Raw genomic sequence first — 17,599 nt, forward strand, 5'->3', positions numbered from 1 at the left:
AGTTTGAAAACAGGAATGCCCCTTAAATTCATTTCCCTGCAATCCATCAGAAATGCCATAGGATCTGATAGCTTTGGTTTTGGGGTTAAAGCGGGCGAGGCCCTTGTTGGTGCTTAGCCAAAAATTACCTTTATGGTCTTTCAAAATGGTGTAGATCACATTATTGGGTAGGCCATTTTTTTCGGTGTATGCTGTAAATGTTTGGGTTCGCCTGTTAAAATAGTTTAGTCCTCCGCCATTTGTGCCCACCCATATGTCGCCGTTCCCGGCCTCGGCAATAGATTCTACAGTATTGCTTGATAGGCTGTGCTTGTTTTCCTCATCGTGCCTGTAATGAGTAAATCGGCCACTTTTAGGATCAAGCATATCCAGACCGCCATCTGTACCCGCCCATATATTACCCTGTTTATCCTCAAACACGGTGGTAATAATGTTGCCCCCTATGCTGTTGTTATCTGAAGGGTTATTCTGGTAGCGCGTAAATTTATCGGTTTTAACGTTATAATAATTGAGGCCGCCTTTCCAGGTGCCTATCCAAATATTGCCTTTGCTGTCCTTGTACATATTATTGATATCAGAAAGGGAAAGGCTATGAGGATCGTTTGCCTGGGGCATATGGTGCTTAAAAACACCTCTTTTTTTATCAAACACATCAAACCCGCCGTTGTGATAACCAAGCGCGATAAGGTTCTTATCAATGGGTACAATTGCCAGGATATAATTATTACTGATGGTATTGGTGTTATAGTCGTTGTGCAGGTAACGAATAAAGGTTTTTTTCTTTTTGTTAAATAGGTTAAGGCCGCCGCCATCGGTACCAATCCAAATATTTTCGTCATTTTCGTCGCCAGAGATGGAGAGTACATTGTTATTGCTTAAACTATTAGGATTGTTTGGGATTTGGCTATAGGTAGTAAATTTATCACCAAACCTGGGCAAAAAATTAACCCCGCCCGAGTATGTGCCTATCCAGGTATTCCCGGTATCATCTTTATATAAGCAATAAACAGAATTACTGCTAAGGCTGGATTGATCGTTTGCATCAAATTTGTAACAAACAAACTTATTGGCAGTATAATCAAAAACACTTATTCCACCGTTTTCCGTACCTACCCATAGCTTTCCATCGGCGCCTTCCATTATCGAAAGAATATCGTTATGGCTGATACTGTTACTGTTTAACGGGTTGTTTTTGAAATTTATAAAAGAGTCGTCTTTACTGTTATATAATGCCACTCCGCCGCCAAGCGTGCCGATCCAAATATTGCCTTTGCTATCTTTATAAACAGCTTTTACCCAACTGGAGCCAATACTTTTATTGTTTGCAGGATCATGCGCATACCGGATAAACTTATTGTTTTGGGGATTAAAATGATACAAGCCATCATCGGTGCCAATCCACAACCAGCCATTATTATCCTGGGTAATTTGGTATATAAAATCGTTAATTAAACTGTTGGCGTTTTTACCCGGATGGGTATATTTCTTAAATGAACCATTTGTTGCATTAAATAAATACAAGCCCTTGCTGGTGCCCAGCCAGATCCTGTTTTTATTATCGACGAAAATAGATCTGACAGAATATGTTATATGATTGTTGGAGTAATGGATAAACGTATTTGTTGCGCGGTCAAACCTATCGAGCCCGCTATCGGTTCCTATCCATAAATTACCGGCCCCATCCTCCATGAGGGCTAATACATAATTATCAATAATGCTGGCTTTATTATTCTGATCGTGCTTGTAGTGCGTAAACTTATAACCATCATATTTATTCAGGCCGTCTTCGGTTCCAAACCACATAAAGCCCCGGCTGCCTTTAATAATGGCACACACATGGCTTTGGGAAAGCCCTTCGTTTGTGCTAAGTTGTTTAAATTTTGGATTTTGGGTTTGCGAATAAGACAGGCCAGGATAAAGCAGGTATAGACACGAAATGAAAAGAAATATTTGCCTCATTTTATCGTGTCAATGCTTTTAATGGTGAATGTATTGTTAATCTATAGTTAAGTAAGCGCTGCCTATTATAATATTTCTGCAGTCTGTGTGGCTTTTGTTTTAAATGAATAAGTACTTATGCTGATACGTAAATAATGGAAAAATTGTTTCCATGTATTACTTTTTAGTTAAGAAAATTGATGGGTTGCCTGTTTCCCGTTTTTAGAATCAAGTCTTTAAACCAATAAACAGGTTTGTTGCTTGCTCCCCATAAGGGGAACACTATTTATCACTGCAATTCAATAATCAGGTAAGTTTAATTCCGGCATAAATTACCCGATCCCTGCTTTCGGAATTCCAGGCAAAGTTAAGCGGCGTGTTTTTTTTGCCGGTGCTTCCTAATTTTCCCCAGTAGGCCGTGGGGTATTTATGGTGGGAGCCATCTAAAGGGCCGCTTACTACTACAACCACATGGCCATGGCTTTGCGGGGGATTATTATCATGACCTTTTAAGCCACCAATCACAAGCCATCCTTCGTCGGCCTTGTTTTTTGCATCTATACCATCATTTAAGCTAACCCATTCGCCGGTTTTTATTTCATCCACTATCTCATCTGCCAGGCCGCTCAATTCAATATCGAATGTAGTGCTTACAGCTTTTGCAAAGCCGCTGCAATTGGCGCTGTTTGCGTTAAAAACAGCTTCGCATGTATTGATTACTTTTTCTGCTAATGGGTTCATAAGTAGGTTTTTAGGTTAGTATTTGTTAATGTTTCAATAAAAATACGTAATTTTTTTTGAAACATTATAGTTAGCCGGCGGAGTTTCTTGGCGCATCATATTACATGGCAGTTTAATCCTGTATACGGCAAACGTTCTTACTTAAATGTTTCTGTTTGTTACTTATAAATCATAATATTATTTTAGCCTAATATAATCACTCATGAAAAAACTTATCCTAAGCCTGTCTTTAGCTATAACCTGCCTTATAGCCTCGGCACAATCATTTGAAGGCAAAATTACTTATAGCAACACCATTAAAAGTAAATTGCCCAATGTAAGTGATGCGCAGTTTACCACTATGATGGGCAGTATTCAAAACTATTATGTAAAGGGCGGCGATTACAGGTCTGATTTGAACGGGACTTTGCTGCAATGGCAGCTGTACATTAATGCTGATAATAAGCTTTATAACAAAATGAGCAACTCCGAAGCTATTCTTTGGAATGATGGCGCCGTTAACGCCGATGAGGTTATCAGCACCGAACTGCACAAAGCGGTTGTTGATATCCTGGGCTATAAATGCGACGAGCTGGTACTTACCTGCAAAAGCGGCGTTCAGAAATATTATTTCACATCTAAAGTACCGGTTGATAGTAAATTATATGTCAACCACAAATTTGGTAACTGGTATACCATCCTATCAAAAACAAACGCGATGCCATTAAAAATGACTATCGACAACGCCCAGTTTTACATAGAAAGTACCGCAACCGAAATTAAACCCGGTAAATTGGATGCGGCATTATTTGCTTTGCCTGCTGGTGTCGCTTTGCAAAAAAGCCCTTATTAATACAAAACTACGCACAGGGAGATAGATGCACTACTGCCATCCCGAAACGGGGTGGCAGTTTATTTTTGAAAATCAAAAGCAAGATAGTTGCTGAATGAAAAGCTGTTGAGCATGTTTTGCCTGCGGGGTGAAACGCGCTTTGTATAGCCCAATTATAGGTTTGCAATTTCATCCTTAATTCAGCGTTATACATGCAATCGGGGATTTACAAATTAACCGCATACGCAATTTTAAACCATTGTATATTCTTGTTAAATTTGTATCCTTATAAAACACTACTCCCCGAAAGGTTAAATGGCACAAACCCGTAATAATTTTCACTTTGAAGATTTGCTGAACAAGCATCATTTAAAAAAAACAGCCCCAAGACTAAGGGTGTTGTCCATGATGTCGTCGCGCAGCGCGGCCACTTCCCAGCCCGATCTGGAAAGTGTGATGAATGATATAGACAGGGTTACCCTTTACCGTATCCTCAACGCGTTTGAGGAAAAGGGTATCATTCACAAAGTATTTGATTTGAACGGTACAGCCAACTATGCCCTCTGTTCATCCAATTGCAGCGAGGAGCATCATCACGACGAGCATCTGCACTTTAATTGTACCGAATGCAAAAATGTGTATTGCCTGAATGATCTGCACCTGCCGGCCATCAACCTTCCCCCCGGGTTTGAGCCCCGGTGTTTTACATTATACGCAACGGGTTTATGCCCCAAGTGCAGTAAAAAGGCTATAAAAAAATGATCCTGAATAAAAAGCTTTTACATATCATAGCTGCTAACTGCTGCTTTGTGTCCCTGATTTTTTGTCTTTGCTCTTTCACACCCGGCAGGGATACTATTCCCGTTAGTTCAGCCTTCCGGTTTAAAACGGTTATCATAGATGCCGGTCATGGCGGTAAAGACCCCGGTGCGCGGGGTTCCTATTCTGTTGAAAAGAACGTAACGCTGGCTATCGCCAAAAAACTTAAAATAGCTATAGATACAGGCATCAAAGGACTAAACACCATCATGACACGTACCGATGATACGTTTATTCCGCTTAACCAGCGATCAGCTATAGCCAACCAGAATCATGGTAACCTGTTCATTTCTATTCACTGCAATTCATCACCAGAGGGTAACGCGGCTTCGTCACATAAACGCAAGGGGGTGCTGCTGCTGGTTTATGGTTTTCACAGGCTGAAAGAGCAGGAGGAGGCCGTAAGAGAAAACTCGTCAATATTTATTGAGAAGGACTATAAGCAAAACTACGAGAGCTATGATGAAAGCGACCCTTCAAATGCCATTATCCTAAACGCCTATATTCAAAAATACCGCAAGCAAAGTATCCTGTTTGGTGACCTGGTGAACGCTGAATTTACCGATACCAATGGCCGCTCAAGCGAAGGGGTAAAAGAGCAGGGTGTATTGGTACTGGCCCATAGCGCTATGCCCGCCGTACTTGTTGAAACGGGTTTTATCAACAACCCCGAGGAGGAGGATTACCTGAACTCTCCAGATGGGCAAAACGAAATTGTGCAGTCCATTATTACCGCCATAAATAATTACCGCAAGGCTATAGGCAGCTTGTAATTTTCGGGGATAATATCATACCGTCGCTATAATCAGTTATATTCGGCTTTATAAATCTATACTGATGATAAAGCTGCTTAACTCCTGCAAGTTCCTGGTAAAAACTTTAGTCCTGGTATTGTTCATCAGCAGTGCATCGGCACAAATTAAAGAACAGGGTATAATTCCACAGCCTTACAAAGTTGAAAAAAATAATCTTGTATTTGCTTTCTCCCCGGCAACGGGAATAGCTGTTGGTGATGGTATCGATGTCAACAATCTTAGTTTTTTTAATCAGTATTTCGGTTCCCTTTCAGGGTATACGCTGTCGGTAAATAATAAATCAGTAATTCCTTCTATCAATTTAGATATCGACTCTTTGGCCATCACTGCAAAAGAAGGTTATCGGCTAATCGTCACTCAAAAAAAGATAAAAATAATTGGTCATGATGAGGCCGGTGTATTTTATGGGCTGCAGTCGCTTGTTCAATTGCTGAAACCATCAAACGGTAAAATAACCGTACAGGGCTGCACCATTAAAGATCGTCCGCGCTTTGCCTACCGTGGGATGCACCTGGATGTAAGCCGCCATTTTTTTGATGTGGAAACCATTAAAAAATGGATTGATGTGCTGGCGCTGTACAAAATCAACACCTTTCACTGGCACCTTACCGACGACCAGGGCTGGCGGATAGAAATAAAGAAATATCCATTACTGCAAAGCATCTCGGCCTATCGCGATGAAACCATCATCGGGCATAAACGGGATAGCCCGCACCAGTTTAATGGCAAACGATATGGAGGTTACTATACGCAGGACGAAGTTAAAGCGGTTGTAAAATATGCTATTGAAAGGCATATCAGTATCATCCCCGAAATTGAAATGCCCGGGCATGCATTGGCTGCACTGGCTGCTTACCCGCAGTTGGGCTGTACCGGTGGTCCGTACAAAGCGGCTACCTATTGGGGTATATTTGATGATGTGTACTGTGCCGGTAATGATGAAACTTTTACATTTTTACAAAATGTGCTGGATGAGGTGCTGCCGCTATTTCCATCAAAATATATTCATATAGGTGGCGATGAATGCCCAAAAACCAAATGGCAAACCTGCCCCAAATGCCAAAAGCGAATTAAGGATGAGCATTTAAAAGATGAGCACCAGCTGCAAAGCTATTTTATTGGTCGCATGGAGAAATACCTGAACAGTAAAGGCCGGCAAATTATTGGCTGGGATGAGATACTGGAAGGTGGCTTAACCCCCGGCGCAACCGTAATGAGCTGGACGGGCGAGGAGGGTGGCATAGCCGCAGCCAAACAACACCACGACGCAATCATGACCCCCGAGAAATATGTGTACCTTGATTATTACCAGTCACTTTACGCTGCCGAGCCAATTGCAGGCGGGGGCTACACGCCGCTAAGCAAGGTTTATAATTATGAACCCATAACCAAAGAGCTATCTGGCGATGAAGCCACCTACATTAAAGGGGTACAAGCCAATGCATGGAGCGAGTACATGACCAGCCCGGCACAGGCCGAGCGGCAACTATTCCCCCGGATGCTGGCCCTGGCCGAGGTGGGGTGGTCAGCAAAGGAGAATAAGGATTATGATGGATTTTTGAAGCGGTTAAGATATCAGCACCCAATGCTGCAAAGGCTCAACATCAATGCCGCCAACACCTTTGACGAAATAACCGGCGATATAGACACAAAAGCAAACCATCAAACATCGCTTAGTCTTAATACAACCCTGCCGGGCGGTAAAATATTTTACACAACCGATGGGTCGGCACCGGGGCTTAAAAGTAAATTATATAGTAAACTCTTAACCATCACCTCATCGGGCAACATCAAAGCCGCTTTGTTCAGTAATGGTAAACAAACAGGGCGCACATACATGCAAAGTTTTAACATGCACAAAGCGGTTGGCAAAACAGTAACGCTGGTAAATCAGCCTAAAGGCACCTATAACACCGGCGATATCTCTGGCCTGGTAAACGGCGTGTTTGGGAATAAGCTTTATAACGATGGCCAATGGTATGGTTTCAACGGCGAGGATCTGGATGCGGTGGTCGACCTTCGTTCGGTGCAAAAAGTATCACAACTGGGTATCAATATTTTAAAATACCACTGGCAAAAAATGTGGGAGCCGTCGCTGCTCACTTTTGAAGTATCCGAAGATGGGAAAACCTATACCGAAGTTTATCGCCAAACGGAATTTACCGCCAATGGCATTAATGCGGTGAGGGCGAATATAAAACCATTGCAAGCCCGGTACATCAGGGTAAAAGGTGCCAATAAAGGCGTTATTCCGCCGGGCGAGTACATTGCCGGAGCAAAAGCCTGGCTATTGGTGGATGAAATTGTTATCAAGTAGATGTGCAAATTTCAGATGTGCAGATGTGCAGATTTCAGATGTGCAGATGAAAAATAGATATGCAAATTTTAGATGTTCAGATGAAAATCATCTGAAATCTGCACATCTGTAACCTGCACATTTGAAATCTGCACATCTAAAATCTGCACATCTGAAATCTGCATATAAATTTTCATATTTTTATAACCAAACACTAATGTGTGCGTTATGTTGAGGTAACAAAGTTTAACAATTGTTATTTTAACCTTATAGCACTGCAAGTATAACTCAATGAGCAAAGTATTTACAATAACCGAAGGCTTGGAGAATATGGGGGCTTTGCGAACGGGCGGGCAAGGCTCTGTTTATAAAGGCAGGCGTTACGGCCCCATCATCACGGCGGTAAAGTTATTGCCGACCCCTATTCACACCGAAAGTACCGACGATAAGAATTTTAGAAACTTCCAGAACGAGGTTGAAAAACTAAAAAAGGTAAACGAAGAGCCTAACCCCAATGTGGTGAAGATCTTAAACTCCGGCATTACCGAGAGTGGTTCGTTCCCTTTCATCGAGATGGAGTACATTGATGGACCCGATCTGGAAGATCTGCTGAAGCCACCGCATGAGCCCATCTTTACCATTAAAGAGATCATTAAACTGGCCGATCAGCTGGCTAACGCCCTTTCACACTGCCACAAGGTTTCGGTAAAGCATGGCGATATTAAAAGTAATAACGTAAAGTTCAACGTTCATACAGGCAACTATGTGCTGCTGGATTTTGGACTTTCGGCAATGTCTGATGATCAGCGGCGTACCAGTATTCGCCATGCCGGTGCCATAGAGTTTATGGCTCCCGAGCAGAATGAAGGGCTGATGTATTTCCAGACTGATGTGTACAGCTATGGCATTATTCTGTATGAACTGATTGGAGGGCAGGTGCCTTTTCCATTGCGTGATAATGGCGAAACCGCCCGCAACGCGGTAATGCTGGCGCACATGGATAACCAGGTGCCCGATGTAATGGAGCTGCGTAAAAAGAATTTACCGGCCAGCTGGAATGATCAAAAGAAGGAACATGAAATGCTGGTGCCGGCCTGGCTGCTTAAAATTGTTTCTAAATGTTTGGAAAAAGAGCCCGAACACAGGTTCCCGAGTGGTATTGAACTGCAGGATGCCCTGGTACATAGCAGTATTTCAGCGGTAAACAGCAACCAGGTTGATGATTCATGGAACGCATCGGTATTGCTCAAGGAGAACGAACGCCTGCAGGGCTTACTGCTTTACTACCAGGAGGCCGAAAGCGCAAAGGGGGGGGATGTTATACCCAATAGTTCAGAGTCGCCGGCTGCTGTTGGCAAGCACGCGGTGCGGATCTCCAGACCGGTATTTATCAGTTTAATTGTATTATTGGTAGCACTTACCGGGTTTTCGTCTGTTATGGCTATTAAACACCGGCGGGGTATCTACAATACTTTTTTTAAATCATCGCAGCCGCCAAGAGATACTTTAAGCCACTTTGTTAAGCCGGCACAGGTTGATAAAGCGAAACCGGATAGCAACGTAAATCAACCCGTTAATAATGATAATGCATCAACCATTCCGGCCGAAGTTGATTCAATTGCAGATTCAATACTGAGGGGAGTGAGGCATAAACCCAAAAGCGATCCGCAATTTTATCGCGATAGTGTAAAGGCCGCTGATACAACAAAATTGAGTTTTTAGTTAATGATAGTTAATCTCTAAAGATCCTCGGAATGGAATCAAAATCTACATTTTGGCAAAAAATAGGTTTGCAGGACTGGTTTCTGCCAAATGGAAAAGCTGCCGCTGTTGCTGCAGTAAATAATAAATCACTTACACCCGATGATGTTTACATGTACATTATCGAAAAATTCAGGGAATCAATTGGCCAGCTTTCTTTTGCCGATCGCGTGGTGTTTTACCATGAATATATCATCAGTTTCAACGAGGAAGACTACCAGGAGTTTATCAATAACCGCTCGGGCTTGTTTGGTATTATAGTGCATGAGTCGGTAAAAAAGTTTTATGAGCTCCTGCGCGAACATCAGGAAGTTGGTAAAAAGGTAGAGCCATCCAGCTCAAAATGGGTGTTCAGGCTGGTATCACATCCGGATTATGCCAAGGGCGATAAAGGTTTTATAGGTAAACTGTTGCCCGGTAGCAATAAAAAGGAAGAGAACCTGCGGGTTACTTTTATCCCCCGCCATACGGGTGTTGCCCAAACTTTAGATATCAGTAATGATATTTTAAAAGGCTTTACTTATTACAGCGAAGGCTATTATGAGCTGCCTTACTCCAACGAACTGCATTATGATGAAAAGGATGTAGTGAAGCCCGGTCAGCAGGTTTTGGCCCGACTGGATACCATTATGCCCGATAAACAGTTTGTGGGCCGTAAGGTAGAGTTCCTGATGAAAAATGAAGATATAGTAGTATCTGGTAATGAAGAAACCCGCGAAGAAGCAGCGGTATTTAAGATCCCGAGCGATTGGGTAAATACCCCGCACCTGCGTATCCGCATGAATAAAGCCGATGGCAAGCTGTATTTATCCTCATTTGGCGAGCTCACCATGATCAACGAGCAGGAGGTTACCCGCAGTGATGTAAACTCACCACAATGGGTAGAGTTGCCTTTTAATTCAAAAATATTGCTGAATGGTATCATCGGCATCAACATATTTAAACCCGAGGCATAATGTCACAAATATTATCAATAGGCATATTGGCAATATGCGTTTTATTATTGCTGGCCCATTTTATTGACATTAAACAATCCAGTAGAAACCATGACAAATAATTTTTTCGGGATAACGGATACGGGCAGGCAGCGGGATAATAACGAGGACGCCTTTATTGCTCAAAAAACCGGTGATGGTGACTTTATCATTGCTTGTGTTATTGATGGCGTGGGTGGTTATGTAGGCGGCGAAGTAGCTGCAGAAATGGCACGGGAGTGTATCATCAAAGATCTATCGTTCATTGCAGGCAACATTCCTCCGTTGCTGGTAAACACTTTTATTAATGCCAACCGGCAGATCTATGATCGTAAATTGCAGCAAAAAGAGCTTGCAAACATGGCTTGTGTACTTACGCTGGCTGTTATTGATTTAGAGAATAACCAGTTTTACTATGCCCATGTTGGCGATACCCGTTTGTATTTGCTGCGCGATAACTCGCTTATTAAAATATCAAAAGACCATTCTTTTGTAGGTTTCCTGGAAGACTCTGGCCGGTTGAGTGAAGAGGCGGCAATGGATCATCCAAAACGTAACGAGATCAACAAGGCGCTCGGTTTCGACCCAAACATAGCCAAGGATGCCGATTTTGTAGAAACCGGTCACTCACCATTTTTACCCGGTGATACGCTGCTGATATGCAGTGACGGCCTTACCGATATGGTGGATAAAAACCTGATAAAAGGTATTTTAACCGGAAGCGGATCATTGGAAGACAAGGGCGCAAAACTAATTAATGCTGCTAATAGCAAAGGGGGCAAGGATAACGTGACTGTTGTGCTTGTGCACAATGATAAGGCTCCGCGCCAGCAAAATGCCACCCGTCCGGCAGCTGCGGCAGCAACAAGGGTTGCCGAAGAAATTATAGACCCCATACATCAACCTAAATTACCAGATCCCCCGCCAATATTGCGGGTAAAGCAAAAAAGTAACCGGGGTACGGTGATCGTGCTTGCTATTTTGTTCACGGTGTTTTTATGCGGATTTGTGTGGGAGTACTGGGTAAACCAGCAGTTAAAGCATGATGATATTAAGCCACCTGTTGCTATAAAAACAGTGAAGCCCAAAAGCGCCGGAGAGATCAAGCTGCAGGATACCCTCAATAAATTAAAAGGCAATACACTTATATTATCTGAGGCCGATTTTAAGGAGCCTATTATTTTAAGCGACTCCATTTACATAGCAAAGGATAGTTTGTACATAAAAGCAAAAGGTAAAATTGTGTTCAGGAAGGATTCTGCCTACAACGGGCCAGGTATAGTGCTATCGACCAAAAGCAAGTATGTGGTGTTGGATAGTGTGGCCTTTGATGGCTTCCGGGTGGCGGTTGCAACCCATAATGATGCACTGGTGTTAAAATATGTACAGTTTAATAACTGCGCTTTGCCCGTGCAAACCTCCTATATTTTCCCAGATAAAAAATACGTTTCGGGCAGGTTGTTTGGCGGTATGTTTAAAATAGATTCACTACCCAAAGTCATCAAAAAATAATGGATAAGGGTACACCCGCGGCTCCAGGCAGGCGAATGGAGCGACTGTTTTTATTACTTACCGGCATTGTGCTGTTGGTTTTATTTGGTAAACTGTATGCCGTTTTGCAACAGAAGTTTGTTGATGTAGATAAACGCCTGCAGGATGGTACCATTGTAAACCTCAATGCGCCAAACCCCGCCAGAAATGTAGCCGCTTTATTAAAAAAAGGGTATTATTTTGACGACCCCAGGGATGTTGATTACATCCAATCAACTATTGCGGGTAAGGCAAATGCAGCCACAGCTTTTGATAACGCCGGTGAGCTTAACAAACGGAGGTACTACGTTAATGCCGATGAGGCCATGGAGCGGGGAGGCGAATCGTTCAGGCAAAGGGTTATGGATTCGCGCGAGTTGCTGGGTTATACAGGTGATGATTCTATCCGGTTTACGCAGGAAAAAAATCATCCGCCAGAGGTGCCCGCACAAAATGACCTGGGCCTGGGAGAGTATAGCATTAGCGGTACTATTAAACATAAAGACGGGCTGGTTGCCGGGGTTTTGGTTAGGCTGAATATGATATTGCCTAAGGATAGCATTTACTCTGACGAGGAAACCGCCGCTAAAAATACAACAACCGAAAATACCGTTGCTTCAAAAAAAATATATGTTTTAAATGGCGATAAAAAACGGCAGCTGCAATCACTAACCGCTTTTGCCCGTACCGATGCTTACGGTAAATACGCGTTTAAAAACCTGCCTACCAATAAAGCCTTTGAACTGTTACCCCTGCAACCGGGCTTTGAGTTTGGCCGCTCGCAAGGGGTGGTTGAGTTAAATGACGATAAAACCATTAACTTTTCACAGTCGGCGCATAGTATAAAGCTGCTTTCAACCCGCGATTTTAATATCCTGAAAAAAGAAGGAGCATTCATTGTTCGTACTATTGATGATTTTAATACCTGGTACTGGATAATAGCAGCCAGCTTTTTTGCCGGTTTCATTCTCATCCATATCCTGCTTAGTGCCCGTTATCCACAAGCCGATCAATTGATTTTGCCATTGGTAATGATGCTCACGGGCATCTCGTTCCTTACATTACTAAGTTTGCAGGACCCTTTGCGGGATAGATTTTTAGCCAAAGATACCCTGATGTATTTAGGCATAGGCGTTGGAGGTGTATGCCTGATGATGTTCATCAATCTTCGCCGCCTTACTGCCGATTCTATGTTATACAGGCTGCTGGTTTTTAAAAATACCCGCAGCGCGGCAAACGGCTGGCCCTGGGCTATCGTGGCGATGGGCATTTTGTTCAGCACTATTTTATTTGGTACCGGCCCCGAGGGGAGCGGCGTGAAAGTTAACCTTTTGGGATTTCAGCCAAGCGAGATCGTTAAATATTTGATCGTGATTTTCCTGGCGGGATTTTTTGCGGCTAATGAAAAATTCATCAGCCAGTACGCCAGCTGGGGAAAACGCTGGTCGTTTTTTTCATTTGCTTTAACAGCTACTGTAATAACCCTGCTGCTGTTTTTAGTTTTGGGCGATTTGGGCCCGGCAATGGTAATCTGCTTCACGTTTATTATCCTGTTCTCCTTCTCCCGCGGCGATTTCCTGTCGATGGCTGGATTTGTGGTTTTGTTTGTATTGATCACCTGGTTTTTTGATAATGTTTGGCTGAGTGCCGGTATTACTTTTGGTATATTGGGTTTGGTAGGGTTTTTAAAACCGCGATTCCTGAGCGAATCGGCTATTATGGCGCTTATTGTGGTGAGCGCGTTTTTAACTATTGATAAAATTCCGGGGCTGGATAAGATCATTCCCGGCCCGGTTGAAAGGTTGGTTGAGCGTAAAGCCATTTGGCAGGACCCATGGAACAACGAAGTGTATGGCGGCGACCAGGTAGCAAATGGCCTATGGGCTATGGCCGGCGGCGGCTTAACCGGCGAAGGTGTGGGCCAGGGTTTCGCTAAAACCATACCCGAAGCGCATACCGATATGATATTGCCATCTATTGGCGAGGAGTTTGGCTGGGCCGGTATGGCAGCCGTATTTATATTGTTTTTGCTGTACCTGCACCGCTCTATTATCATTGGGCGGCAAACGGGTACGCCGCTGCTGTTTTATCTCAGCGCGGGCATAGGCGTATGTACCTTTGTGCAGTTTTTGCTCATCGCGGGTGGATCAATCGGCGCTTTGCCGTTATCGGGGGTATCCCTGCCTTTTGAAAGTTATGGTGGTTCATCACTGGTAATTAATTTATTGGCTACCGGTTTTTTACTCTCCGTATCTATGGTAAAAGGTACGCAGGTGCAAATGAGCTTTATTACCAAACAACAGGATAAAAACCTGGTGCCTGCTTTGGCAGCTGCATTGGCTGCGGTGGTTTTGTTAACTGTGAATGTATCGCGCTACAGTGCCGACAATAAAAAATGGGTAGTAAAACCCGCGCTGGTTGCCGATAAAAGTGGCCTGCGGATGTTTAGCTATAACCCACGTATAGCTATCCTGATGAACAAGCTGCAGGCTGGTTCCCTATTGGATAGAAATGGGTTGATACTGGCTACCAGCAGGCCCGAACTGATTGAAAAACAAAAGGCAAAATTGGCAACATCGGGTATAAAAAATTATGACCTCGACTCGGCCAAACATAAAAGACTGGAAAGATTTTATCCTTTTGAAGAACAAATGTTTTTTTGGACGGGAGATGTAAATACCGGTGTGTTTAACGGAAGTACCAATGGTTATTTTGCAGAGTATGAGCATGCCGCCGAGCTGCGCGGCTTTAAAATGCCTATCACCAGTTACAATGTAAAAGCATCCCGTTTCCAGGAAGACAGGTTTTTGCCCCGTGGTGTAAAGGAAATGACGGTGGCTAAAAAAGATTATAGCGCATTGGCGCCGCTGCTACTGACAGATATTAACGGGCCCGAAGTAGCCGCGTTTAAAAACCGCAATCGCGATGTAAAGCTTACCATGGATGCCGATCTGCAAACCAGCATTCAACAATCTATAGCGACAGATACTTCCCTGTATGATAATCGCGTATCTGTGGTGGTAATGGAAGCCAGTACCGGCGATGTATTGGTATCGGCACAATACCCGCTGCCGCCCGTACATAACTGGGATCAGTTAACGATGTCACAGACCGATCAGAATAAATTATCCAACTGGATGACCACTACCGATTTGGGCTTTACCTACGCCTCGCAGCCTGGTTCAACGGCAAAGGTGTTAACGGCCATGTCGGCATTTAACAAGCTTGGAATGGCTGCCGCCGAGGTTACTTATCATGTGAGCACCGCGGAGCGCATCCGTACCAAAGGTATTGAGCCGGATGAAACCGGGGTAATTACCATGGAGCGTGCGATAGCGAAATCAAACAACGTGTATTTTATTAAGCTGGCCAACCAACAGCATTTAGAGGAGTATATGGTTAATCTTTACATGAAAACAGGGATGTTTCTGCGTGGCGTGGGTGGTTACTATTATAATAAACCGACAGATAATGATACGCAGGAAGAAAAATGGCGTAACCTGTGGCGTAAAACCGAATTTAATACCAAGCCCCGGTATGATCCTAACAATATCCATAAAACCAGGGCTAAGGGTATCTCGGGTATGGCATGGGGTCAGGGCGAGCTGATAGCTACCCCGGCATCTGTGGCCCGGCTGGTATCGGGCGTGGCTAATAATGGTGTACTATTGGCCAATCGTTTTGTACTGAACATTGGCAAAACCAAAATGCCGGTAAAAGAGGGTATCAAACTGGCCGACAAGCCAGATTACGCCGCTATGTTGAAGCAGTACATGATAGCCCAAAGCGCGCCTAAAGTGCCTATATTGGGTATAGCAGTTGCCGGTAAAAGCGGTACGCCTGAGCGTATTGTAAAAAATAAAAGTGTGAACGACGGCTGGTACGTGTTTTTTGCACCCGAGGCAAACGGAAAGGGTAATATGGTTGTTTGTATCCGTGTAGAATCAACCAAAGGGTCATCAGATGCCGTGCATTTGGCTGGTAAGCATGTAATACCATTCCTGCTCAAGAAAGGTTATATGAAAAGCATAACCCCGGTAAATGTAGAAACACCAGAAGAAATGAATCAATAAAAAATATAGAACATGGCATTTAATTTTTTTAGTAAAAGCGGCGGCGAAAAGCGCTCTGTGGATGTAAAAAGCCTGCGCGATGCCTTATTGCGTTTTATAAAGGAAGCCCTGCAAAAGGTAGAAGGCGGCGAAGGAAGACATATTAAAGAGCTGCTGCTGTACGTTGCCCCCATTGCAGAAGAAAAGCATCTATATGAAGGTGCGGTTTACGTGCACGAAAAAGAAGTTTTCCGCAATGAGGTTCAAAGAATAGCAGATGATTACGCTATTGATCTGCCGGAAGACTGGACGATAGAAGTTTTATTCACCGATCAATTTCCGGCCGAAGCTTCTAAAATTCCCGGGCTCGACGCTGCTTTCCTGATGCATACCCGCAGGCAGGTTGCCCATAATGCTTCATCAGCAATAGCCTATATCCGGATATTGAATGGCGAGGCCGAACAGGAAGAATATATTGTTAAGGCTACGGATGGTAAGATCAATATTGGCCGGGATAAAAAAGCGGTTACAGATAATGGGTCGTACCGGTTAAATAAGATCATATTCCCGGCTGTAAGTGATGACGAAAGCAACAAATTCATCAGCCGCCAGCATGCGCATATCGAATGGAACAAAGATGCCGAGTGCTTTATGATTTTTGCGGATGAAGGAGGCGTACCTCCGCGTAATAAAACCAAGATCCATATTGCCGCTGATGATAAGTTGATAAAACTAAACTCTACCCAGATAGGTCATCCCATGAACGAAGGCGACCAGGTGATATTAGGAGAATCGGCAGTATTTTTATTTAGCGTTAAAGCCGAAGGATAGTAAGGGAGTTTTATTGAAATGATCAGGAAGATATTTTTATTGGCTTTAATAGTTGGCATAAGTGCTTTAGCGCACGCGCAAACTGCCGATGAGGTTTACAATACCTATATTGATTTTAACGAAGCCAGGCTGAACGCCGATGCGGACAGAGCAATGACCCTTGCTGATAAGATCCTGCCGGATACAGCCAAACTAACACAAAAGGTACGTACCAGTTTTTATAATTTCCTGGCTAAATTATATGAGGAGGATAATCAAAGTATAAAGGCCATTAAGTATTATCAATTGGTTATAGCCGCCCAGCCGAATTATTATATAGCGCACCGCGCATTAGGTTACCTGTATCTTAAAGATATGCAGGGCAAACAAACGGTGGTTGATATTGCCTACATTACCAAAGCAAAAAATGCCCTGCCCCACCTTGAAAAAGCCCAGGCCTGCGAGCCGGATGATAATACACTCACGATTATTAAGGTGCTTTACAAAAATTTACATGATGAAAAGGCCATCGATACGCTGCCCGCACGTATGGAGTCGCTAAAGAAAAATTGTATCGATCTGTTAAGTGATCAGTAGGCTGCGGATGTGCAGATTTCAGATGTGCAGATGTGCAAATTTTAGATGTGCAGATTTCAGATGATGATTTTATGCTTTAAATTAATCGGCGTGATGCCCGCTTTTTAGCTTTCGAACTCCCTCAGGCCAATGTTGCTTTGTGGACACATCTTTTCGTCCCCTCAGGGTCTCCTTGAAAAGGGACCCTGAGGGCGCTTGTTGGGCATAAATGCAATCCTAACTATATGGCTCCTCAGGATCCTCTGCGAGAGACCCTCAATGTTATTAAGTTAGGAGAGTGATGGGTTGCTCCAGAGGAGCAAAAGCTTTGTAGAAAAACATAAATAAATTGTCTTTTGCGTGCCAGAGGTACGCTACCTAAGGTTCCGTACCTCTGGCACGGAGCTTCATTTTTGCTTTTTTGCTACAAAGCTATTCCCCCGCTGGGGGAGAAACTCATTAACTTAATAGCATTG

The 17,599-nt window shown here is 43.5% G+C and carries 12 protein-coding genes; 10 read left to right on the plus strand and 2 right to left on the minus strand.

The annotated features are described in order from the left end of the window. Both Q0R88_RS18775 and Q0R88_RS18780 read right to left on the minus strand, forming a co-directional pair. Positions 1 to 1,959 (minus strand): two-component regulator propeller domain-containing protein (locus Q0R88_RS18775; RefSeq protein ID WP_295719089.1); only part of this gene is annotated, 1,959 nt, incomplete at its 3' end. A gap of 285 nt (positions 1,960 to 2,244) precedes the next feature. Further along, positions 2,245 to 2,679 (minus strand): hypothetical protein, encoded by a 435-nt coding sequence (locus Q0R88_RS18780; protein ID WP_295719091.1) that lies wholly within the window; start codon positions 2,677 to 2,679, stop codon positions 2,245 to 2,247. Between the two features lie 202 nt (positions 2,680 to 2,881). On the opposite strand from Q0R88_RS18780, the gene Q0R88_RS18785 reads away from it, so the two are divergent. The 10 genes from Q0R88_RS18785 (at position 2,882) to Q0R88_RS18830 (ending at position 17,144) form a co-directional block, all read left to right on the plus strand. Beyond that, complete coding sequence (locus Q0R88_RS18785) at positions 2,882 to 3,511, plus strand: hypothetical protein (protein WP_295719093.1); 630 nt, start codon at positions 2,882 to 2,884, stop codon at positions 3,509 to 3,511. A gap of 294 nt (positions 3,512 to 3,805) precedes the next feature. Next, positions 3,806 to 4,252 carry a transcriptional repressor gene (locus Q0R88_RS18790; protein WP_295719095.1) on the plus strand — a complete coding sequence of 149 codons (447 nt, stop codon included), beginning with the start codon at positions 3,806 to 3,808 and terminating at the stop codon, positions 4,250 to 4,252. Further along, complete coding sequence (locus Q0R88_RS18795) at positions 4,249 to 5,082, plus strand: N-acetylmuramoyl-L-alanine amidase (protein WP_295719097.1); 834 nt, start codon at positions 4,249 to 4,251, stop codon at positions 5,080 to 5,082. The genes Q0R88_RS18790 and Q0R88_RS18795 overlap by 4 nt, the downstream gene beginning before the upstream one ends. A gap of 64 nt (positions 5,083 to 5,146) precedes the next feature. Continuing rightward, positions 5,147 to 7,441: a family 20 glycosylhydrolase gene (locus Q0R88_RS18800; RefSeq protein WP_295719100.1), complete on the plus strand. Its 2,295-nt coding sequence runs from the start codon at positions 5,147 to 5,149 to the stop codon at positions 7,439 to 7,441. A 270-nt stretch (positions 7,442 to 7,711) separates the two neighbouring features. Next, entirely contained in the window at positions 7,712 to 9,142 is a 1,431-nt protein-coding gene (locus tag Q0R88_RS18805; protein WP_295719102.1) for a serine/threonine-protein kinase, read from the plus strand. 32 nt (positions 9,143 to 9,174) lie between these two features. Continuing rightward, positions 9,175 to 10,137, plus strand: a complete 963-nt coding sequence (locus Q0R88_RS18810; RefSeq protein ID WP_295719105.1) for a hypothetical protein — start codon at positions 9,175 to 9,177, stop codon at positions 10,135 to 10,137. Between the two features lie 90 nt (positions 10,138 to 10,227). After that, a complete protein-coding gene (locus Q0R88_RS18815) occupies positions 10,228 to 11,667 on the plus strand; it encodes a protein phosphatase 2C domain-containing protein (RefSeq protein WP_295719107.1) in 1,440 nt (479 codons plus the stop codon). Beyond that, positions 11,667 to 15,758, plus strand: coding sequence for an FtsW/RodA/SpoVE family cell cycle protein (locus tag Q0R88_RS18820; RefSeq protein ID WP_295719110.1), 4,092 nt, complete (start codon positions 11,667 to 11,669; stop codon positions 15,756 to 15,758). The genes Q0R88_RS18815 and Q0R88_RS18820 overlap by 1 nt, the downstream gene beginning before the upstream one ends. Before the next feature lie 12 nt (positions 15,759 to 15,770). After that, a complete protein-coding gene (locus Q0R88_RS18825) occupies positions 15,771 to 16,568 on the plus strand; it encodes an FHA domain-containing protein (RefSeq protein ID WP_295719112.1) in 798 nt (265 codons plus the stop codon). Between the two features lie 18 nt (positions 16,569 to 16,586). Further along, on the plus strand, positions 16,587 to 17,144 hold the full coding sequence (locus Q0R88_RS18830) for a hypothetical protein (protein ID WP_295719116.1): 558 nt from the start codon (positions 16,587 to 16,589) through the stop codon (positions 17,142 to 17,144). Positions 17,145 to 17,599: the final 455 nt, after the last annotated feature.

Source organism: Mucilaginibacter sp. (assembly GCF_025362475.1).
GTDB lineage: Bacteria > Bacteroidota > Bacteroidia > Sphingobacteriales > Sphingobacteriaceae > Mucilaginibacter.